A 20,555-nucleotide genomic window follows, 5' to 3' on the forward strand; every position below is an offset into this window, starting at 1 on the left:
CCGGGCGCCGAACCCGCGACGCGCGCCGGCCGGGGGCCTGCAAGGAGCCTGCAAGAGGCCGGAAACGCGTCGCCGGCGCCGGCTCATTCCGCGGCTTCCTCGTAGCTGTCCGGGGCCGGGCAGGAGCACATCAGGTTGCGGTCGCCGTAGGCGTTGTCGACGCGGTTGACCGGCGGCCAGTACTTGTCGATGCCGCGTGCGCCCCACGGGAAGCAGGCGGCCTCGCGGGAATAGGGCCGCTCCCAGGCGCCGATCAGGTCCTGCACCGTGTGGGGGGCGTTCTTGAGCGGGTTGTTCGCCCGGTCGATCCGCCCGTCCTCGATGGCGCGGATCTCCTCGCGGATCGCCAGCATCGCGTCGCAGAACCGATCGATCTCGGCCTTGGTCTCGGATTCGGTCGGCTCGATCATCAGCGTGCCGGCCACCGGCCAGCTCATGGTCGGCGGGTGGAAGCCGCAATCGATCAGGCGCTTGGCGACGTCCTCCACCGTGACGCCGGCGCTCTTCTGGAAGGGGCGCACGTCGACGATGCATTCGTGCGCGACCCGGCCGTTCGCGCCGGCATAGAGGATCGGGTAGGCGTGCCCGAGCCGGGCGGCGATGTAGTTGGCGTTGAGGATCGCGACCCGCGTCGCCTGGGCGAGGCCGCGCCCGCCCATCATCAGGCAGTAGCTCCACGAGATCGGCAGGATCGAGGCCGAGCCGTAGGGGGCCGCCGACACCGCGCCCTCCGTGCCCGAGCGCGGATCGGAGGGCAGGAACGGGATCAGGTGCGCCTTGACGCCGATCGGCCCCATGCCCGGCCCGCCGCCGCCATGCGGGATGCAGAAGGTCTTGTGCAGGTTCAGGTGGCTCACGTCCGCCCCGATGTCGCCGGGCCGCGCCAGGCCCACCAGCGCGTTGAGGTTGGCGCCGTCGAGGTAGACCTGGCCGCCATGGGCGTGGACCACGTCGCAGAGCTCGCGCACCCGCGCCTCGAACACCCCGTGGGTCGAGGGATAGGTGATCATGCAGGCGGCGAGGTGTCCGGAATGCCGCTCGGCCTTGGCGCGGAAGTCTTCCACGTCGATGTTGCCGTCGGCGTCGGCGCCGACCACCACCACGCTCATCCCGCACATCTGCGCCGAGGCCGGGTTGGTGCCGTGGGCCGAGGACGGGATCAGGCAGATCGTCCGGTGCGCCTCGCCGCGGGACAGGTGGTAGCGCCGGATCGCAAGCAGCCCGGCGTATTCGCCCTGGGCGCCGGAATTCGGCTGCATCGAGATCGCGTCGTAGCCGGTGATCGCGCAGAGCTTGTCGGAGAGGTCGCCGATCAGCGCGTGGTAGCCCGCCGCCTGGTCGGCCGGCACGAACGGATGGATCTCGTAGAATTCCGGCCAGGAGATCGGCAGCATCTCGGCGGTGGCGTTGAGCTTCATCGTGCAGGAGCCGAGCGGGATCATCGCCCGGTCGAGCGCCAGGTCGCGGTCGGCGAGGCGGCGCATGTAGCGCGTCATCTCGCTCTCGGCCCGGTTCATGTGGAAGATCGGGTGGGTGAGGTAGGCCGAGGTGCGCACCAGCGCCTCGGGCAACCGGGCGTCCGGCCAGGCCTCGTCGTAGGCCGGGTCGTCGGCGCCGAAGGCGCGCCACACCGCCTGGAGGATGTCGGGGCGGGTGCGCTCGTCCACCGTGATGCCGATGCGGTCGTCGCCGACCTTGCGCAGGTTGACCCCGTTGGCGACCGCTTGCGCCAGGATCACCCCCTGGAACGCCCCGACCCGGACGGTGATCGTGTCGAAGAAGTGCTCGGGCTCGACCGCAAAGCCCAGATCCGCCAGCCCCCGGCCGAGGCGCACCGCGTCGCGGTGGACGCGCTGGGCGATGGCCTTCAGCCCGGCCGGGCCGTGGAACACCGCGTACATCGAGGCGATGACGGCGAGCAGCACCTGCGCGGTGCAGATGTTCGAGGTCGCCTTCTCCCGGCGGATGTGCTGCTCGCGGGTCTGCAGCGCGAGGCGGTAGGCGCGGCGGCCGTGGGCGTCGACCGAGACGCCGACGAGGCGGCCGGGCAGCGCCCGCTTGTGCGCGTCGCGCGTCGCCATGTAGGCGGCGTGCGGGCCGCCGAACCCCATCGGCACGCCGTAGCGCTGCATCGAGCCGATCGCGACGTCGGCGCCCATCTCGCCGGGCGATGTCAGCAGCGTCAGCGCCAGCGGGTCGGCGGCGACCGCGGCGATGGCGCCGGCCGCGTGCAGGGCCGCGATCGGCCCCGAAAAGTCGTGGATCGCGCCGCCAACCCCCGGGTACTGGAAGATCGCCCCGAAGACCTCGGCCGGATCGAGGTCGGCGAAGGGGCAGCCGACGACGACGCGCCAGCCCATGGGCGCCGCCCGCGTCTTCAGCACGGCGATGGTCTGGGGCAGGCAGTCGCGATCGACGAAGAAGGCGTCGGCCTTCGAGGCCGCGACGCGGCGGGCGAGGCCCATCGCCTCGGCCGCGGCGGTGGCCTCGTCCAGCAGCGAGGCGTTGGCGACGTCGAGGCCGGTGAGGTCGCAGACCAGGGTCTGGAAGTTGATCAGGGCCTCGAGCCGCCCCTGGCTGATCTCCGGCTGGTAGGGCGAATACGCCGTGTACCAGGCCGGGTTCTCGAAGATGTTGCGCTGGATCGCCGGCGGCATCGTCGTGCCGTGATAGCCCTGGCCGATCAGCGAGACGAGGACGCGGTTGCGGTCGGCGATCTCGCGCATCCGCTCGATCGCCCGGCGCTCGGTGAGGGCGGGGCCGAAGGCGTCCTCCTCCGCCAGCGGCTGCGCCTGCCGGATGTCGGGGGGCAGCGTCTCGTCGATCAGGGCCTCCAGGCTCGGCGCCCCGACGGCGGCGAGCATCGCGTCGATCTCGGCCTGCGTCGGGCCGATGTGGCGGCGGTTGGCGAAGTCGTAGGGGTCGTAATGCGCGGTCATGGCGGCGTCCCGGCTCGGAGTGGGCCTTTGGAAGGGCGAAGGGCCGCCGGCGCATCGCAGGCGGTTGTTTCGGCAGGCGGCTACTTCGGCAAGGCGGCTACTTCGGCAAGGCGGCGTAGGCGGCCTCGTCCATCAGCCCGTCCATCTCGGACGGGTCGTCGAGGCGCAGGCGGTAGAGCCAGCCATCCCCTTGCGGATCGGTGCCCACCGTCGCCGGGTCCGCGACCGCCGCGTCGTTGACCGCGACGACCTCGCCCGGGAGCGGCGCGTAGACGTCGGAGGCCGCCTTCACCGACTCGACCACCGCCGCCGCCTCGCCCTTGGCGAGCCGGGCCCCGACCTTCGGCAGCTCGATGAAGACGAGGTCGCCGAGCTGCTCGGCGGCATGCGCCGTGATGCCGACGGTGACGACCGCGCCCTCCGCCTTCAGCCACTCGTGCTCGTCGGTGAATCGCAACATGTCTTGGCTCCTGAGGGATGGGAAGGGCGGGCCGGATCAGCCGCGCTTGAATCCGGCCGGGACGAAGGGGAGGGGGACGACCTGGACGGGCAGGCGCTGGCCGCGGACCTCGGCGAGGAGGCGGGTGCCGGCGGCAGCCAGCGCTATGGGCAGCATCGCCATCGCCACCGGCGCGCCGAGGCTCGGCCCGAAGCCGCCGGAGGTCACGATGCCGACGGGCTCGGGCGCGGCGGCGTCGGCAAACAGCGGTGCTCCGGCGCGCACGGGGCTACGCCCCTCCGGGCGCAGGCCGACGCGGCGCCGGGCCGGGCCGGCGGCGATCTCGGCGAGGATGCGGGCCGCGCCCGGGAACCCGCCTTCGCGCGCCCCGCCGGCACGGCGGACGGACGGGATCGCCCAGGCCAGCCCGGCCTCAGTAGGCGTGGTGTCGGGGCCGATGTCGGACCCGTGCAGGCACAGGCCCGCTTCGAGCCGCAGGGAATCGCGGGCGCCGAGCCCGGCCGGCATCACGGACCCGTCCGCGAGCAAGGCCTCGGCCAGGGCCTCGGCGGCGAAGCCCGGCACCGAGATCTCGAAGCCGTCCTCGCCGGTGTAGCCGGAGCGGGTCACGAGGCAGTCCTGGCCGAGGATCGGGATGTCGGCGGCGTCCATGAAGCGCATCGCCGCCACCTCCGGGGCGAGGCGGGCGAGCGCGGCCTCCGCCGCCGGGCCCTGGAGCGCGACGAGCGCCCGGTCGAGCGGGGTCGCCGTCACCGAGGCGGGCAGGTTGGCCCGCAGGTGCGCAAGGTCGGCCGCCTTGTTGGCCGCGTTGACCACCAGCACCAGCCGGTCGCCGAACCGGGCCACCATCAGGTCGTCGCGGATGCCGCCGGCGGCGTCGGTCAGCAGGCCGTAGCGCTGGCGGCCGGACCTCAGCCCGAGGATGTCGGCCGGGATCAGGGCTTCGAGGGCGCGGGCGGCGTCCGCCGGGTCGTCCGCGTGAAGCGCGATCTGGCCCATGTGGGAGACGTCGAACAGGCCGGCGCCGGCGCGGGTGTGGAGGTGCTCCTTCAGCAGCCCGGCGGGATAGTGCAGCGGCATGTCGTAGCCGGAGAACGGCACCATCCGCGCGCCGCGACGCAGGTGCAGGGCATGCAGCGGGGTGCGCTGCGGCCCGGATGCGAGGGTGTCGTCGAAGGTCCCGAAGGTATCCGCATGCATCTGGTGGTTCCACGACACGAGCCGCCGAGGAACGCGGTCGCGCGCCTCGGTTGCCCCCATCTGTCGCGGTTACCTGAGAGCTTCCCCCGGACGCCGCGTCGGCGGCCTCCAAGGTTTCTCCTTCGGTGGACGCCAGGCGGCGCCTCTCTCCAGATTGTCCAACGATACGGTGATTGTGCCTGAGAGTTTCCGGGGGTGGTTGCTCCGTCGGCGCCATGACCGGTCGTCGGACCGGCCTGGGCTCTCCCGTATCGCTTTATGCGGACGCCGTCAGACTGGCATGCCTCTCAAGGGCCGGCAAGCGGCAAGCCGACAACGGGCCTTCGCTGTCACGCTTCTCGTCCGGGAGAGGGGTGTCATCGGCCGGGGAATGTTCGGGGCGCCCTCGAAAACGCGATGGACGGCGCCGACGCTTCCGGCGATACATCCTGCCAAAGATGCAGGGGAGGGTTGCGTTTGGCACAGGACATCATCCTGTCCACCACCGGGTTGACCAAGGAATTCAAGGGGTTTCGCGCGGTCAACGGCGTGACGCTCGAAGTCGTGCGCGGCACGATCCACGCGCTGATCGGCCCGAACGGCGCCGGCAAGACGACCTGCTTCAACCTGCTCACCAAGTTCCTCAGCCCGACCGCCGGGGCGATCCACTACAAGGGCCGCGACATCAGCCGCCTGCAGCCGGCCGACGTCGCCCGGCTCGGGCTGGTGCGCTCGTTCCAGATCTCGGCGGTGTTCCCGCACCTCACGGTGATGGAGAACGTCCGCATCGCGCTGCAGCGACGCAAGCACGGCGATTCGTTCGATTTCTGGCGGGCCGAGAAGGTGCTGCGCCGCCTCGACGCCGAGGCGCTGGACCTTGTCGACCAGGTCGGCCTGTCGGCGTTCTCCGGGCACCAGGCGGTGGAGCTGTCCTACGGCCGCAAGCGCGCGCTCGAGATCGCGACGACCCTGGCCCTCGATCCCGAGATGCTGCTGCTCGACGAGCCGATGGCCGGGATGGGCCACGAGGACGTGGAGCGCACCGCGAGCCTGATCCGCCGCGTCGGCAAGGACCGCACCATCCTGATGGTCGAGCACAACCTGTCGGTGGTGGCCTCGCTCTCGGACCGGATCACCGTGCTCGCCCGGGGCCAGGTGCTCGCGGAGGGCGACTACGCCACCGTGTCGAAGGATCCGCGCGTGATCGAAGCGTATATCGGGGCCGGGCATGGCTGAGGCAGGCATGGCTGAGACAGGCTTGGCTGAGGCGGCTTTGAAGACCGTATCGCGTGCGGTCCCGGACGCCCTCCTGGCGGTGCGGGGCCTGGAGGGCTGGTACGGCGAGAGCCATGTGCTCCACGGCATCGACCTCGACGTGCGGGCCGGCGAGGTGGTGACGCTGCTCGGCCGCAACGGGGCGGGCAAGACCACGACCCTGCGCGCCATCATCGGCATCCTCGGCCGCCGCGCGGGCTCGATCACCTACGAGGGCGTCGAGACGATCGCGATGGCCTCGCGCAACATCGCGCGGCTCGGCCTCGGCTACGTGCCGGAGGAGCGCGGGATCTTCGCGAGCCTGACGGTCGCCGAGAACCTGATGCTGCCGCCGGTGGTGAAGCCCGGCGGCATGTCGGTGGCCGAGATCCACACCCTGTTCCCGAACCTCAAGGAGCGGGCCGGCAGCCAGGGCACCAAGCTCTCGGGCGGCGAGCAGCAGATGCTCGCCATCGGCCGCATCCTGCGCACCGGCGCCAAGCTGATCCTGCTCGACGAGCCGACCGAGGGGCTCGCCCCCGTCATCGTCCAGCAGATCGGCCGGACGATCCGCGAGCTGAAGGGGCGCGGCTACACCATCGTGCTCGTCGAACAGAACTTCCGCTTCGCCCAGACGCTGGCCGACCGCCACGTGGTGATCGAGCAGGGGCGGGTGGTCGACGAGATCGCCAACGACGCGCTTGACGCCAATATCGACAAGCTCCACGCCTACCTCGGGGTCTGAAACACCCCGGGCATCGACGGACTTATCAGTCCGAATACGAAGAGAAACGCGACGCACGAGGCCGACGACGGACGGGCACTTGGCCCCGACGCGCAAAACGGCCGGCGCACCGAGGAGGACGGACCGGATGCTGAGACGAATGCTGCTTGCCGCCGCGCTGGGGACCCTGACGACGGCGGCCGCGCAAGCCCAGACCCCCGTCAAGATCGGCGTGCTCACCGACCGCTCCGGCGTCTACGCCGACATCGCGGGCGAAGGTTCGCTCGTGGCCGCCCGGATGGCGGTGGAAGACTTCAAGGCCGCCGACAAGGGCCTCAAGGTCGAGGTTATCGCCGCCGACCACCAGAACAAGCCCGACGTCGGCTCGGCGATCGCGCGGCAATGGTACGACCGTGACGGCGTCGACATGATCATCGACGGCGTGACCTCCTCCGTGGCCCTGGCGATCAACCAGGTCACCAAGGAGAAGAACAAGACCTTCATCGACACCGGCGCCGGCACCGCCGACCTCACCGGCGTGCAATGCACTCCCAACACCGTCCACTGGGTCTACGACACCGTGGCGCTCGCCAACGGTACCGGCGGCGCCATGGTCAAGCGCGGCGGCGACACCTGGTTCTTCCTCGCCGCCGACTACGTCTTCGGCCAGACGCTCCAGCGCGACACCACCACGGTCGTCACCAAGAACGGCGGCAAGGTCGTCGGCTCGGTCAAGACCCCGTTCCCGACCGCCGACTTCTCCTCGTTCCTGCTGCAGGCGCAGGGGTCGGGCGCCAAGGTGATCGGTCTGGCCAACGCCGGGGCCGACACCATCAACGCGATCAAGCAGGCCGGCGAGTTCGGCATCACCGAGGGCGGCCAGGCGCTGGCTGGCCTCCTCGTCTTCTCCTCCGACGTGCATTCGCTCGGCACCAAGGTGGCGCAGGGCCTGGTCCTGACCGAGCCGTTCTACTGGGACCTCACCGACGCCACCCGCGCGTTCTCGGACCGGTTCGCCAAGCAGATGGGCGGCAAGAAGCCGACCGCCAACCATGCCGGCGTCTACGCGGGCACGCTGCACTACCTCAAGGCGGTCGAGGCCCTGAAGGCGTCCTCCGACGGCGCCAAGGTGGTCGCCAAGATGAAGGAGATGCCGACCGACGACCCGCTGTTCGGCAAGGGCACGATCCGCGTCGACGGGCGCAAGATCCACGACATGTACCTGTTCGAGGTCAAGAAGCCCGCCGAGTCCAAGGGCGAGTGGGACCTCTACAAGACGCTGGCCACCATCCCCGGCAACGAGGTGTTCCGCCCGCTGAACGAGGGCGGCTGCCCCCTCGTGAAGGGTTGAGCGTGTGAGGCACCCCCGCGGCGCGCGGCGCGCCGCGGGGTCGGAACAGGCGATGGCTGAGTTGCGATGACCACGATCTTCGGCGTTCCGATGCAGGCGCTGTTCGGCCAGCTCCTGCTCGGCCTGATCAACGGCTCGTTCTACGCGATCCTCAGCCTCGGGCTGGCGATCATCTTCGGGCTCCTGAACATCATCAACTTCGCCCACGGGGCGCTGTACATGATGGGCGCCTTCGTCGCCTGGATGCTGCTCAACTACCTCGGGGTGAACTACTGGTGGGCGCTGGGGCTCGCGCCGCTGATCGTCGGCGCCTTCGGCATCGTGCTGGAGCGGGTGCTGATCGCGCGGCTGTACAAGCTCGACCACCTCTACGGCCTGCTGCTCACCTTCGGCATGGCACTGATCATCCAGGGGCTGTTCCGCAACTCCTACGGCGTCTCGGGCCTGCCCTACGCGATCCCGCCGGAACTGTCGGGCGGCCAGCGCCTGCCGTTCATGTTCCTGCCGAACTACCGCGCCTGGGTCGTGGTCGCATCGCTGGCCGTGTGCCTGGCCACCTGGCTCGTCATCGAGAAGACCAAGCTCGGCTCGTACCTGCGCGCGGCCACCGAGAACCCGACGCTGGTCCAGGCCTTCGGCGTCAACGTGCCCCTGTTCCTGACCCTGACCTACGGGTTCGGCGTCGCGCTCGCGGGCTTCGCCGGGGTGCTCGCCGCGCCGATCTACTCGGTCAACCCCAACATGGGCGCCGACATCATCATCGTGGTCTTCGCCGTGGTGGTGATCGGCGGCATGGGCTCGATCCTCGGCTCGGTCATCACCGGCTTCGGCCTCGGGCTGATCGAGGGGCTGACCAAGGTGTTCTACCCCGAGGCCTCGGCCACCGTGATCTTCGTGATCATGGTGCTGGTGCTGCTGGTGAAGCCCGCCGGCCTGTTCGGTCGGACGGCATGATCCTCTTCGCGACAGGGCTCTGACATGGCCGACACCGCCGCCATCGCGTCCGTGGACGCCGCCCCGATCCTGCCGGCGCTGTCCGAGGGTCGGGACGTGCGCGCCCTGCACCGCAAGATCATGCTCGGCATCGCCGTGTTCCTCGCGGTGGCGCCGTTCGTGCTCTACCCCGTCTTCCTGATGAAGGTGCTGTGCTTCGGGCTGTTCGCGCTCGCGTTCAACCTATTGCTCGGCTACGGCGGCCTGCTCTCCTTCGGGCACGCCGCCTATTTCGGCATGGCGAGCTACCTCTGCGCCTACGCGGCCAAGGTCTGGGGGCTGACCCCGGAGCTCGCGATCCTCTGCGGCACGCTGACGGCGGCGCTGCTCGGGTTGGTGTTCGGGGCGCTGGCGATCCGGCGCCAGGGCATCTACTTCTCGATGATCACGCTGGCGCTCGCGCAGATGGCGTTCTTCTTCTCGCTCCAGGCCAAGTTCACCGGCGGCGAGGACGGGATCCAGGCGGTGCCGCGCGGCGCCCTGTTCGGCACGATCAGCCTCGCCGACGACCGGGCGCTCTACGGCCTCGTGGCCGTGGTGTTCCTCGGCGGCCTGCTGCTGATCTACCGCATCATCCACTCGCCGTTCGGGCAGGTGCTGAAGGCGATTCGCGACAACGAGCCCCGCGCGATCTCGCTCGGCTACCGGGTGAACCAGTACAAGCTCGCGGTGTTCGTGCTCTCGGCGACGCTCGCCGGGCTCGCCGGCTCCACCAAGGCGATCGTGTTCCAGCTCGCCTCGCTCACCGACGTGCATTGGGCGATGTCGGGCGAGGTGGTGCTGATGACGCTGGTCGGCGGCATGGGCACCGTGTTCGGGCCGATCGTCGGCGCGCTGGTGATCGTCACGATGGAGACCTACCTCGCGCAGTTCGGCGCCTGGGTCACGATCATCCAGGGCGTGGTCTTCGTGCTCTGCGTGCTGCTGTTCCGCGAGGGCATCGTCGGCCTCGTCGCGCGGATCGCCCGGCGCCCGCTGTGAGCCTGGGCGGCCGAGGGAACCGGGGGGAGGGCGGGCGCGCGAGCCCGTTCGAGACCGGGCTCGACCGCTCGGCCGCCAACCACGTGGCGCTCACCCCCGTGAGCTTCCTGGCGCGCGCCGCCGACGCCTTCGCCGACCGGATCGCGGTGATCGACGGCGACCGGCGCCTGACCTACCGCGACCTCGACGCCCGTTGCCGCCGCCTCGCTTCGGCACTGCGGGGGCGCGGCGTCGGCCGGCTCGACACCGTGGCGATCCTGGCCGGCAACGTGCCCGCGATGATCGAGGCGCACTTCGCCGTGCCGATGCTCGGCGCAGTGCTGAACCCGCTCAACACCCGCCTCGACGCGGCGACGCTCGCCGCCTCGCTGGCGCATGGCGAGGCGCGGGCGCTGATCGTCGACGCGCCGTTCCGGGCGCTCGCCGAAGAGGCGTTCGAAGCCCTCCCGGAGCCGATCCTGGTGATCGCCGTGGACGATCCCGGCGGCGGCCTCGCCTACGAGGACCTGCTCGCGGAGGGCGACCCGGACTTCGCCGGGCCGGGGCCGGACGACGAGTGGCAGTCGCTCTGCCTGCTCTACACCTCGGGCACCACCGGGGACCCGAAGGGCGCGGTCTACAGCCACCGCGGCGCCTACCTTCAGGCGCTCGGCAACGCCCTCGCCTTCGGGCTCTCGGCCGACAGCGTCTACCTCTGGACGCTGCCGATGTTCCACTGCAGCGGCTGGTCGTACCCCTGGGCGGTGGTGGCGGCCGGCGGCACGCAGGTCTGCCTGCGCAAGGTCGAGCCGGCCGCGATCTACCGGGCGATCGCCGAGCAGGGCGTCACGCATCTCTGCGGCGCGCCGATCGTGCTGTCGATGATCGTCGACGCGCCGGACGCCGTGCGCGTGCCGTTCCCGCAACGCGTGCGCTGCGCCACCGGGGGCGCGGCGCCGCCCTCGACGGTGATCGCGGCGATGGAGGCGCTCGGCTTCGCGGTGACCCACCTCTACGGCGCCACCGAGAGCTACGGCCCGGCGACGATCTGCGTGCCCGGCCCCGACTGGGACGCGCTCGCGCCGGCCGAGCGCCACGGCCGCATGGCCCGCCAGGGCGTGGCGCTGCCGACCGTCGCGGCCGCCCGCGTCGTCGATCCCGCGACGCTGGCGCCGGTGCCGCGCGACGGCGCCACGGTCGGCGAGATCGGCTTGCGCGGCAACACGGTGATGAAGGGCTACCTGAAGAACCCCGAGGCGACGGCGGCGACGCTCGGCGCCGGCTGGTACCTGTCGGGCGACCTCGCGGTGCAGCACCCCGACGGGCAGATCGAGATCAAGGACCGCGCCAAGGACATCATCATCTCCGGCGGGGAGAACATCTCCAGCCTCGAGATCGAGGAGGTTCTGACGCGGCACCCCGCGGTGATGCTCGCGGCCGTGGTGGCGCAGCCCGACGCCACCTGGGGCGAGAGCCCCTGCGCCTTCCTCGAGCTGAAGGCCGGTGCGCCGCAGCCGAGCGAGGCGGACGTCGTCGCGTTCTGCCGGGCCGGGCTCGCCCGCTTCAAGGTGCCGAAGCGGATCGTGTTCGGCCCCCTGCCGAAGACCGCCACCGGCAAGATCCAGAAGTTCGTGCTGCGCGAGCAGGCCCGCGCTCTTTAGGATCTCACAGGCTCTCATGGGTCGGAACCCGCGAGGTCCGGCGGAAAGCCCCTCCTGCCGTCACCTGCCGTATGCGCGCATCTCGCCACGCATCTTGAAGGAGTTGCGGGTCCCCTCTCCCGTTCGGGCAGGGCGATCGCCGATGGCGATCGGCTCTTCGGAAACCCGCGGGCAGCACCTTCGTCATCCCGGGGCCGCGCAGCGGAGCCCGGGATCCGGAAACGCAGGTCGCGCAGGACCTTGCACGGTCGGCGGCTCTGGATTCCGGGCTCGCCTGCGGCGCCCCGGAATGACGGCGTGGTGCCATCTACGATCGCCCTGCCGTGGGGACGGGGCCGCGCCGTGCTCCGCATGATCGGTCCGGGCCGGGCTCGCCGACAGGTGTGGATCCGATGGCGGCGGTCGCTGGGGCCGGACCCTGAAGGCGAGATCATCGCGGGCTGGTGGACGCCGTGCGAAACACGCGGACATGGTCGTTACGCTTCGTTAACCATCCGCTCGCCATCCTGTGCACTTCAAGCCGGGAGCGAACGTGGTGACCAAGACCCTGACCCTCAGCTTCGACGACCCCACCGCCGAGTGCCCGCTGCCGCCGGACGCGCTCGGCCGCATCTCCCGCGCCGACCCGGAGACGGTGTCGGCGATGGTCTGCGAGATCCCCGAGGCGACCCGCGCGCGGCTCGCGGTCTACCTCTACGGCCGCAGCCACACCCACGAGCTCGGCATCCGGATCGCGGCCACCTGCGACGGTGCCGTGCTGCGCCGGGCCGCCGGCCTCGTCGGCAACACCCTCTACGACCTGTCGCGCCGGCCCTACGCGCCCCCGAGCTACGGCAGCCACCGCGCGTCGGGCAGCCGGATCAGCCTCGGCGGACCGCGCCTCGACAGCCGTCGCGCCTGAATCCGCGGGACGTGGTAGGCACGGCCCCTCTTCGAGGGATGCCGGCATGTCGTGGATCAGCCTCACCCGGTTGCGGCTTCGCGGCTGGCGCTTCGTGCCCGGGTTCGCGTGGTACGCGGTCCGGTCGAGCCGCCAGGCCGCCAAGGCCGCCGGCTACCTCGACGGCGCGCTGCTCAACGACGCCAAGCTGACCTTCTGGACCGTGACCGCCTGGGCCGACGAGGCGGCGATGCGCGCCTACGTTCTGTCCGGCGACCACCGCGCGGCGATGGGAAAGCTCAGCCGCTGGTGCGACGAGGCCTCCGTCGCCCACTGGAACGGGACCGGCCTGCCGGACTGGGCGGAAGCCGACCGGCGGATGCGCGAGACCGGGCGGCCCTCCAAGGTCCGCCACCCGTCGCCGGTCCACGCCGCGCTCGCCTACGCTCCGCCGCGCACCACGCGCGGCGGCCGCCTCCCGCCCGCAGCCGGCTGAGCCGGACGGGTCAGCCCGGCTTCCGCTCGTCGCCCTTGAGTTCCGCAAAATCGGATTGCGCGAAGGCCAGGCCCCGGAACGGGTCGTCGGCGGTGCCGTCGTGCTCCAGGCGGCAGAGCTGGACCCGGCGGATCTTGCCGGAGATGGTCTTGGGCAGCTCCGCGACGAACTCGATCGCGCGCAGGCGCTTGAACGTCGCGAGCCGGGCGTTGGTGAAGCGGAAGATGTCCAGCGCGGTCTCCCGCGTCGCCTCCGCGCCGCCGACGAGCGACACGTAGGCCTTCGGGATCGTGTAGCGGATCGCGTCCGGCGCCGGCACCACCGCGGCCTCGGCCACCGCCGGATGCTCGATCAGCACGCTCTCCAGCTCGAACGGGCTGATGCGATAGCCGGACGACTTGAACACGTCGTCGGCGCGCCCGACGAAGGTCAGCGTCCCGTCCGGCTCGACGAAGGCGACGTCGCCGGTGCGGTAGAGCGGCCCGTCCGCGCCGGAGAGGTGGCCTGCGCCGTCGTCGTAGCCCTGCATCAGGCCGGCCGGTCGGTCGGCGCCGAGCGCCAGGCAGACCTCGCCCTCGGTGGCCGGCCGGTCGTCGATGTCGAGGATGCGGACCGTGTAGCCCGGCAGCGGCCGGCCCATGGCGCCCGGCTTCACCGTCTGGCCGGGCGTGTTGGCGACCTGCGCCGTGGTCTCGGTCTGGCCGTAGCCGTCGCGGATGGTCAGGCCCCAGGCGTCGCGCACCCGCTCGATCACCTCCGGGTTGAGCGGCTCGCCGGCGGCGCACACCTCGCGCAGCGCCAGGTCGTGCCCGGTCAGGTCCTCCTGGATCATCAGCCGCCACACCGTTGGCGGCGCGCACAGCGTGGTGACGCGGCAGCGGGCGAGCACCGCCAGCAGGGCGGTGGCCGAGAACGGCGCCTGGTTGACCACGAACACGGTGGCGCCCGCGTTCCAGGGGGCGAAGATCGAGGACCAGGCGTGCTTGGCCCAGCCGGGCGAGGAGACGTTGCAGTGGACGTCGCCCGGCTGCAGCCCGAGCCAGTACATGGTCGAGAGGCTGCCGACCGGATACGAGCGGTGGCTGTGCCGGACCAGCTTCGGCTTCGCCGTGGTCCCCGAGGTGAAGTACAGCAGGAACGGGTCGTCGGCCCCGGTCTCCGCGTCGGGCGCGAACGTGTCGGCTTGCGAGAACGCCGCCGCGTAGGCGTGCCAGCCCGGCGCGTCCGGCCCGGTCGTCAAGCGCACGACCGATCCCATGTCGAGGCTCGCGGAGTCGAGGCCCGCGAATTTCGGCACCTGATCGGGCCCGGCCACGATCAGCCGCGGCCGTCCGCGCTCCAGGCGGTCGGCGAGTTCGCCGTCGGTGAGCAGCGTGGTCGCCGGGATCACGATCGCCCCGAGCTTCATCGCCGCCAGCATCGTCTCCCACAGGGCCGGCACGTTGCCGAGCAGCAGCAGCAGGGTATCGCCGCGCCGCAGGCCCAGCGACCGCAGGTGGTTGGCGACCTGGTTCGAGCGCCGGCTCATCTCGGAGAACGAGATCCGGGTCTCCACCCCCGAGGCCGCGTCGACGATCCACAGGGCCGTCCGGTCGCGGCTTTCCGGGTCGGTCGCGAGGCCGGCGTCGAACCAGTCGAGCGCCCAGTTGAACACCGTCTCGTCCGGCCATCGGAAGCCCGCATAGGCCGCCGCGTAATCGGTGCGGTGGGCCAGCAGAAGGTTGCGGGCTTCGCGAAAGCTCGGCATCGGCGTTCTCCCTGGATTTTTGGTGGCTGTTCCGTTTTCTTGTTTTTGATCGGTGTTTTACGGAAACGAGGAACCGGATGCGCCTCTCCCTCCCCCTCTGCGGGGGAGGGGATGGCGGCCCTACCCGTGCGTGAACTTGGCCGCGCGCTTCTCGACGAAGGCGGCCATGCCCTCCTTCTGGTCCTGCGTGGCGAACATCGCGTGGAACACGCGGCGCTCGAAGCGGACGCCCTCGGTGAGCGTGGTCTCGTAGGCGCGGTTGACCGCCTCCTTGGTCATCATCGCGATCGGCTTCGACATGCCGGCGATGGTCTCGGCGACTCGCATCGCCTCCTCCACCAGCCCGTCGGCGGGGACGACCCGCGAGACCAGGCCGGCCCGCTCGGCCTCGGCCGCATCCATCATCCGGCCGGTCAGGCACATCTCCATCGCCTTGGCCTTGCCGACGAACCGGGTCAGCCGCTGGCTGCCGCCGATGCCGGGCATCACGCCGAGCTTGATCTCCGGCTGGCCGAACTGGGCGGTGTCGGCGGCCAGGATCAGGTCGCACATCATCGCGAGCTCGCAGCCGCCGCCGAGCGCGAAGCCCGCCACCGCCGCGACGATCGGAATCCGCAGGGCGGTGAAGCGCTCCCAGTCGGCGAAGCGATCGCCGGCATACATCTCGGCATAGGTGGCGCTCTGCATCTCCTTGATGTCGGCGCCGGCGGCGAAGGCCTTGGCCGACCCTGTGATCACGATGCAGCCGATCCCCGGGTCGGCGTCGGCGGCGCTCGCCGCCGCGATCAGCTCGCGGGTGAGCTGGGCATTGATCGCGTTCAGCGCCTTCGGCCGGTTCAGGGTGATCAGGCGGACGCGGCCCCGCGTCTCGGTGAGGATCGTCGAATCCCCGGTCGCATGGTCTTGCCCGGTCGCATGGTCTTGCCCGGTCGAATGGTCTTGCATGGTCAGGCCTCCTCGCTCGGTCCGCGCAGCATCCGGATGATCGCCGAGAAGTCCTCGCCGCCATGGCCGGCCTCGCCGAACGTCGCGTAGAGCCGCTCTGCCTCGGCGCCGAGCGGCGTCGCGGCGCCGGCGGCCGCCGCGGCTTCCTGGGCGAGCCGCAGGTCCTTCAGCATCAGGGCGGCGGCGAAGCCCGGCTTGTAGCCGGTGTTGGCGGGCGAGGTCGGCACCGGTCCCGGCACCGGGCAATAGGTGGTGAGCGACCAGCACTGCCCGGACGAGACCGAGGCCACGTCGAACAGCGCCTGCTGCGAGAGCCCGAGCTTCTCGCCGAGCGCGAAGGCCTCGCACACGCCGATCATCGAGATGCCGAGGATCATGTTGTTGCAGATCTTGGCGGCCTGGCCGGCGCCCGCCGCGCCGCAATGGAACACGCTCTTGCCCATGCGCCTCAGGATCGGCTCGGCGGCGGCGAAGGCCTCCTCCGCGCCGCCGGCCATGAAGGTCAGCGTCCCGGCCTTGGCGCCGCCGGTGCCGCCGGAGACCGGCGCGTCGACGCCCCAGCAGCCGCGCGCCTCGGCGAGCGCGTGGGCCTGGCGGGCGCTCGCGACGTCCACCGTCGAGGAATCGATCAGGAGCGTGCCGGCGGGAACCGCCTCGACGACCTGCGACCAGACCTCGATCACGTGCCGCCCGGCCGGCAGCATCGTCACCACCACGGCCGCGCCGTCCACGGCCTCCAGGACCGAGCCGACGATCCCGATCCCCTCGGCCTTCGCGGTCTCCAGCGAGGCCGGGGCGAGGTCGAACCCGCGCACCGAATGCCCGGCCCGGACGAGGTTGGCCGCCATCGGGCCGCCCATGTTGCCGAGGCCGACGAAGGCGATGGTTTGGGGCGTCGTGGTCATGGCTCCTCCGGTCGTGTCTCGCGCGCGGTGCTCCGCGTCGCATCTTGTTTCGTGGCCCTAATCCTCCGCCCGCATCCCGAGGTGCCGCGTCAGCGGGCGCCTCGGGATGCGGGGGCTGGGCGGGAAGCGTCGGCCGGCACCGGAAAGACCGGGGCCGCCCGAGGGGCCAGCCAGGCCTCGATCCGTTCGAGGTCGACCGCATCGAGCGTCGTCGGCGACCAGCGCGGCGTCTTGTCCTTGTCGATCACGGCGGCGCGGATGCCCTCGCGAAAATCGCCCTCGGCCAGCAGCGCCAGCGAGGCGTGGAACTCGCGTTCCAGGCAGTCCTCCAGCCGTGCGGACGTGCGGCCCAGACGCAGCAGACGCAGCGTCAGCACGAGGCTCGACGGGGATTTCTCCAGCAGCGTCGTGCGCGTCCGCGTCGCGAACTCGGACCCGTCGGCGGCGAGCGCCGCCAGGATGTCCGCGACGCGGTCGAAGGCGAAGCAGGCGTCGATCAGCGCCCGCGCCTCCCCGAGCGGGGTTGGCTCCGGCGTGACGGCGCGCGCGTGGATCGCCGCCCGGACGGCGGCATGTCCGGCCTCTTGTTTTGCCCCTTGGGGGAGGGCGGCGAGCGCGTCGACCAGGCCGGGCAGGGCCGCGGCCGGCACGAGGGCGTCGGCGAAGCCCGCGAAGATCGCGTCGGCGGCCCCCATCTGTGCCCCGGTCAGCCCGAGATAGGTCCCGATTTCGCCGGGCGCGCGGGGCAGCAGCCAGGTGCCGCCGACGTCGGGCAGGTAGCCGATGCCGGTCTCCGGCATGGCGATGCGCGAGCGCTCGGTGACGACGCGGTGGCGGGCATGGCCCGACAGCCCGACGCCGCCGCCCATGGTGATCCCGTCCATGATCGCCACGAACGGCTTTTCGAGCCGCGCGATGCGGGCGTCGAGGCGGTACTCGTCGCGCCAGAAGTCCTCGGCGAAGCCTGGACCCGCGCTCTCGTAGAGCAAGCGCAGGTCGCCGCCGGCGCAGAGGCCGCGCGCGCCCTCGCCGGTGAGCAGGATCGCGGCGACGCCCGGGTCGGCGCCGAACCGGTCGAGGGCCGCGTCGATTGCGCCGACCATGCCGTGGGTCAGCGCGTTCAGCGCCTTCGGCCGGTTGAGGCGGATGCGCCCGAGCGCGCCGGTCCGCTCGACGAGGATGTCCGACATCAGCGCCCCCCGAGCAGCGCGCGGGCGATGATCACCCGCATGATCTCGTTGGTGCCTTCCAGGATCTGGTGGACGCGCAGGTCGCGGACGATCTTCTCGATGCCGTACTCGGCGAGATACCCGTAGCCGCCGTGGAGCTGGAGCGCCTCGTTGGCGACGTGGAAGGCGGCGTCCGTCACGTGGCGCTTGGCCATGGCGCAGAGCTTGGTCGCCTCCGGCGCCTTGGCGTCGAGGGCGGCGGCCGCATGGCGCAGGAACGCGCGGGCGACCTCGAGTTCGGTCGCCATGTCGGCGAGGCGAAACTGCAGCGCCTGGAAGTCCGAGAGTTTTTGGCCGAACGCGCGGCGGTCTTGCAGGTAGGCGAGGGTGCGGTCCAGCGCCGACTGCGCGCCGCCGAGCGCGCAGGCGGCGATGTTGAGGCGCCCGCCGTCGAGCCCGGCCATGGCGAAGCGGAAGCCCTCGCCCTCGGCGCCGAGGCGGTTCTCCACCGGCACCCGGCACTGGTCGAAGCGCACGGCACGGGTCGGCTGGGCGTTCCAGCCCATCTTGCGCTCGTCGGCGCCGAAGGAGAGGCCGGGCGTGCCCTTCTCGACCAGGATCGCCGAGACGCCTTTCGCCCCCTCAGCCCCGGTGCGGGCCATGACGAGGTAGAGGTCGCTGGCGCCGGCGCCCGAGATGAACTGCTTCTCGCCGGTCAGGACGTAGTCGTCGCCGTCGCGCACCGCGCGGGTGCGGAGCGCCGCGGCGTCCGACCCCGAGCCGGCCTCCGTCAGGCAGTAGCTGGCGATCGTGTCCATCCGGGTCAGCGACGGCAGCCAGCGCCGGCGCTGCGCCTCGCTGCCGAAGGCGTCGATGATCCAGGAGGACAGGTTGTGGATCGAGAGGAAGGCCGCCACCGTCGGGCAGCCCTGGCCCAACGCCTCGAAGATCAGGCTGGCGTCGACGCGGCTCAGGCCCGACCCGCCGACATCCTCGCGGATGGTGATCGCGGCCATGCCGAGGGCCGCCGCCGCGCGAAAAGTCTCGACGGGGAAGTGCTTGCGCGCGTCCCAATCGAGGGCGTGCGGCGCGATGTGCTCGCGCGCGAAGTCTTGGGCCATCTCCCGGATGGCGACCTGGTCTTCAGTGAGGCCGAACGTCATCGGGTGGCCTTTCGTCGTGCCGCTGCTGCAGCCCCGCGCCCGGCAGATGAGGCGCGGGTCCCCTCTCCTGTAGGGAGAGGGACAGGGTGAGGGGTATGACGGAGCCAGATCAGGCGCGGCCTGAACGCGCGTCGATGGCGGACTCAGGTCTGAGGCGTCATACCCCTCACCCCAACGCTCTCCCTATGGGAGAGGGGGCGTGTCGTGGTTCAGCGCATCGTCGGGATCGAGAACTCCGCGCCGCTCTTGATGCCCGAGGGCCAGCGCTGGGTCACGGTCTTGGTCTTGGTGTAGAAGCGGATCGAGTCCGGCCCGTGCTGGTTCAGGTCGCCGAAGCCCGAGCGCTTCCAGCCGCCGAAGGTGTGGTAGGCGATCGGCACCGGGATCGGCACGTTGACGCCGACCATGCCGACGTTGACCCTGGCGGTGAAGTCGCGCGCCGCGTCGCCGTCCTGGGTGAAGATCGCGACGCCGTTGCCGTACTGGTGGGTCGAGGGGAGGGCCAGCGCCTCCTCGTAATCCTTGGCCCGCACCACCGAGAGCACCGGCCCGAAGATCTCTTCCTTGTAGATCGTCATGTCCGGCGTCACGCGGTCGAACAGGCAGCCGCCCATGTAGAAGCCGTTCTCGTAGCCCTGCAGGGTGAAGCCGCGGCCGTCGACGGCGAGCTCGGCGCCTTCCCTCACACCGGTCTCGATGTAGCCCTTCACCCGCGCCACCGCCTCGGCGGTGACCATCGGGCCGTAATCGGCCGAGCCATCGTGCGAGGGGCCGATCTTCAGGCTCTCCACCCGCGGGATCAGCCGTTCCATCAGCCGGTCGGCGGTGCCCTCGCCCACGGGCACGGCGACCGAGATCGCCATGCAGCGCTCGCCGGCCGAGCCGTAGCCGGCGCCGATCAGCGCGTCGACGGCCTGGCCCATGTCGGCGTCCGGCATGATGATCATGTGGTTCTTGGCGCCGCCGAAGCACTGGGCGCGCTTCCCCGTCTGGGCGGAGCGGACGTAGATGTACTCGGCGATCTGCGAGGAGCCGACGAAGCCCACCGCCTTGATGTCCTCGTCGTCGAGGATGGCGTCGACCGCCTCCTTGTCGCCGTTGACGACGTTGAGGATGCCCGGCGGCAGGCCCGCCTCCAGGAAGATCTCGGCGATGCGCATCGGCACGCCGGGGTCACGCTCGGACGGCTTGAGGATGAAGGCGTTGCCGCAGGCGATGGCCGGCGCGCACTTCCACAGCGGGATCATGGCGGGGAAGTTGAACGGCGTGATGCCGGCCACGACCCCCAGCGGCTGGCGCAGGGAGTAGACGTCGATGCCGGGGCCGGCGCCCTCGGTGTACTCGCCCTTCAGCAGGTGCGGGATGCCGCAGGCGAACTCGACCACCTCGACGCCGCGCTGGATGTCGCCCTTGGCGTCGGGCACCGTCTTGCCGTGCTCGGAGGCCAGCAGCTCAGCCAGCGGCTCCATCTCGGCGCGGATCAGCTCGAGGAAGCGCATCATCACGCGGGCGCGCTTCTGCGGGTTGGTGGCCGCCCAGGCCCCTTGCGCGTCGCGGGCGTTCTCGACCGCCGCGCGAAGCTCGGCGCGGCTCGCCAGCGCGACGCGGGCCTGGACCTCGCCGGTGGAGGGAAGGAACACGTCCGCGAACCGGCCGCTGGTGCCCTCGACGGCCTTGCCGCCGATGAAATGCCCGATCGTGCGCATGCGCGCCTCTCCTTAGCTTCGTT

At 71.2% G+C, this 20,555-nt stretch carries 17 protein-coding genes and 1 riboswitch; of the genes, 8 read left to right on the forward strand and 9 right to left on the reverse strand.

Going from position 1 to position 20,555, the window contains the following annotated elements:
• Positions 1–83: 83 nt before the first annotated feature.
• The 3 genes from gcvP to gcvT form a co-directional block, all read right to left on the reverse strand.
• A complete protein-coding gene (gene gcvP / locus MFF13_RS20170) occupies positions 84–2,939 on the reverse strand; it encodes an aminomethyl-transferring glycine dehydrogenase (protein ID WP_238272819.1) in 2,856 nt (951 codons plus the stop codon).
• Between the two features lie 97 nt (positions 2,940–3,036).
• Positions 3,037–3,399 carry a glycine cleavage system protein GcvH gene (gcvH, locus tag MFF13_RS20175; protein WP_147827960.1) on the reverse strand — a complete coding sequence of 121 codons (363 nt, stop codon included), beginning with the start codon at positions 3,397–3,399 and terminating at the stop codon, positions 3,037–3,039.
• Between the two features lie 36 nt (positions 3,400–3,435).
• Positions 3,436–4,599, reverse strand: coding sequence for a glycine cleavage system aminomethyltransferase GcvT (gene gcvT, locus MFF13_RS20180; RefSeq protein ID WP_147827959.1), 1,164 nt, complete (start codon positions 4,597–4,599; stop codon positions 3,436–3,438).
• Positions 4,600–4,756: 157 nt separating this feature from the next.
• A riboswitch (glycine riboswitch) is annotated at positions 4,757–4,858 on the reverse strand.
• A 197-nt stretch (positions 4,859–5,055) separates the two neighbouring features.
• On the opposite strand from gcvT, the gene MFF13_RS20185 reads away from it, so the two are divergent.
• The 8 genes from MFF13_RS20185 (at position 5,056) to MFF13_RS20220 (ending at position 12,897) form a co-directional block, all read left to right on the forward strand.
• On the forward strand, positions 5,056–5,814 hold the full coding sequence (locus tag MFF13_RS20185) for an ABC transporter ATP-binding protein (protein ID WP_147752112.1): 759 nt from the start codon (positions 5,056–5,058) through the stop codon (positions 5,812–5,814).
• Between the two features lie 22 nt (positions 5,815–5,836).
• Positions 5,837–6,577, forward strand: coding sequence for an ABC transporter ATP-binding protein (locus MFF13_RS20190; protein ID WP_147827973.1), 741 nt, complete (start codon positions 5,837–5,839; stop codon positions 6,575–6,577).
• A 127-nt stretch (positions 6,578–6,704) separates the two neighbouring features.
• Complete coding sequence (locus MFF13_RS20195) at positions 6,705–7,907, forward strand: ABC transporter substrate-binding protein (protein WP_147752109.1); 1,203 nt, start codon at positions 6,705–6,707, stop codon at positions 7,905–7,907.
• Between the two features lie 66 nt (positions 7,908–7,973).
• A complete protein-coding gene (locus MFF13_RS20200; RefSeq protein WP_147752108.1) occupies positions 7,974–8,861 on the forward strand; it encodes a branched-chain amino acid ABC transporter permease in 888 nt (295 codons plus the stop codon).
• Between the two features lie 24 nt (positions 8,862–8,885).
• Positions 8,886–9,881, forward strand: a complete 996-nt coding sequence (locus tag MFF13_RS20205) for a branched-chain amino acid ABC transporter permease (RefSeq protein WP_147752107.1) — start codon at positions 8,886–8,888, stop codon at positions 9,879–9,881.
• A complete protein-coding gene (locus MFF13_RS20210; protein WP_187273552.1) occupies positions 9,878–11,521 on the forward strand; it encodes an AMP-binding protein in 1,644 nt (547 codons plus the stop codon). The genes MFF13_RS20205 and MFF13_RS20210 overlap by 4 nt, the downstream gene beginning before the upstream one ends.
• A 535-nt stretch (positions 11,522–12,056) precedes the next feature.
• On the forward strand, positions 12,057–12,422 hold the full coding sequence (locus MFF13_RS20215) for a hypothetical protein (protein WP_147752106.1): 366 nt from the start codon (positions 12,057–12,059) through the stop codon (positions 12,420–12,422).
• 46 nt (positions 12,423–12,468) lie between these two features.
• A complete protein-coding gene (locus tag MFF13_RS20220) occupies positions 12,469–12,897 on the forward strand; it encodes a DUF3291 domain-containing protein (protein ID WP_147815298.1) in 429 nt (142 codons plus the stop codon).
• A gap of 10 nt (positions 12,898–12,907) precedes the next feature.
• Here the strand turns inward: MFF13_RS20220 and MFF13_RS20225 are convergent, their stop codons facing one another.
• The 6 genes from MFF13_RS20225 to MFF13_RS20250 form a co-directional block, all read right to left on the reverse strand.
• Positions 12,908–14,644 carry an AMP-binding protein gene (locus MFF13_RS20225; protein WP_238272820.1) on the reverse strand — a complete coding sequence of 579 codons (1,737 nt, stop codon included), beginning with the start codon at positions 14,642–14,644 and terminating at the stop codon, positions 12,908–12,910.
• A 120-nt stretch (positions 14,645–14,764) separates the two neighbouring features.
• Positions 14,765–15,589 carry an enoyl-CoA hydratase gene (locus tag MFF13_RS20230; RefSeq protein WP_147827957.1) on the reverse strand — a complete coding sequence of 275 codons (825 nt, stop codon included), beginning with the start codon at positions 15,587–15,589 and terminating at the stop codon, positions 14,765–14,767.
• Positions 15,590–15,591: 2 nt separating this feature from the next.
• On the reverse strand, positions 15,592–16,494 hold the full coding sequence (mmsB, locus tag MFF13_RS20235) for a 3-hydroxyisobutyrate dehydrogenase (RefSeq protein WP_147827956.1): 903 nt from the start codon (positions 16,492–16,494) through the stop codon (positions 15,592–15,594).
• Between the two features lie 89 nt (positions 16,495–16,583).
• Positions 16,584–17,684 carry an enoyl-CoA hydratase/isomerase family protein gene (locus tag MFF13_RS20240; RefSeq protein WP_238272821.1) on the reverse strand — a complete coding sequence of 367 codons (1,101 nt, stop codon included), beginning with the start codon at positions 17,682–17,684 and terminating at the stop codon, positions 16,584–16,586.
• On the reverse strand, positions 17,684–18,826 hold the full coding sequence (locus MFF13_RS20245) for an acyl-CoA dehydrogenase family protein (RefSeq protein ID WP_147827954.1): 1,143 nt from the start codon (positions 18,824–18,826) through the stop codon (positions 17,684–17,686). The genes MFF13_RS20240 and MFF13_RS20245 overlap by 1 nt, the downstream gene beginning before the upstream one ends.
• 209 nt (positions 18,827–19,035) lie before the next feature.
• Positions 19,036–20,532, reverse strand: a complete 1,497-nt coding sequence (locus MFF13_RS20250) for a CoA-acylating methylmalonate-semialdehyde dehydrogenase (protein ID WP_147827953.1) — start codon at positions 20,530–20,532, stop codon at positions 19,036–19,038.
• Positions 20,533–20,555 lie beyond the last annotated feature (23 nt).

Origin of the sequence: Methylobacterium cerastii, from assembly GCF_022179125.1 — a bacterium.
GTDB lineage: Bacteria > Pseudomonadota > Alphaproteobacteria > Rhizobiales > Beijerinckiaceae > Methylobacterium > Methylobacterium cerastii.

Coding starts and splice junctions, on each gene's coding strand:
- gcvP (WP_238272819.1), bottom strand. CDS start 2,939: ATGACCGCGCATTACGACCCCTACGACTTCGCCAACCGCCGCCACATC.
- gcvH (WP_147827960.1), bottom strand. CDS start 3,399: ATGTTGCGATTCACCGACGAGCACGAGTGGCTGAAGGCGGAGGGCGCG.
- gcvT (WP_147827959.1), bottom strand. CDS start 4,599: ATGCATGCGGATACCTTCGGGACCTTCGACGACACCCTCGCATCCGGG.
- MFF13_RS20195 (WP_147752109.1), top strand. CDS start 6,705: ATGCTGAGACGAATGCTGCTTGCCGCCGCGCTGGGGACCCTGACGACG.
- MFF13_RS20200 (WP_147752108.1), top strand. CDS start 7,974: ATGACCACGATCTTCGGCGTTCCGATGCAGGCGCTGTTCGGCCAGCTC.
- MFF13_RS20205 (WP_147752107.1), top strand. CDS start 8,886: ATGGCCGACACCGCCGCCATCGCGTCCGTGGACGCCGCCCCGATCCTG.
- MFF13_RS20220 (WP_147815298.1), top strand. CDS start 12,469: ATGTCGTGGATCAGCCTCACCCGGTTGCGGCTTCGCGGCTGGCGCTTC.
- MFF13_RS20225 (WP_238272820.1), bottom strand. CDS start 14,644: ATGCCGAGCTTTCGCGAAGCCCGCAACCTTCTGCTGGCCCACCGCACC.
- MFF13_RS20230 (WP_147827957.1), bottom strand. CDS start 15,589: ATGCAAGACCATTCGACCGGGCAAGACCATGCGACCGGGCAAGACCAT.
- mmsB (WP_147827956.1), bottom strand. CDS start 16,494: ATGACCACGACGCCCCAAACCATCGCCTTCGTCGGCCTCGGCAACATG.
- MFF13_RS20240 (WP_238272821.1), bottom strand. CDS start 17,684: ATGTCGGACATCCTCGTCGAGCGGACCGGCGCGCTCGGGCGCATCCGC.
- MFF13_RS20245 (WP_147827954.1), bottom strand. CDS start 18,826: ATGACGTTCGGCCTCACTGAAGACCAGGTCGCCATCCGGGAGATGGCC.
- MFF13_RS20250 (WP_147827953.1), bottom strand. CDS start 20,532: ATGCGCACGATCGGGCATTTCATCGGCGGCAAGGCCGTCGAGGGCACC.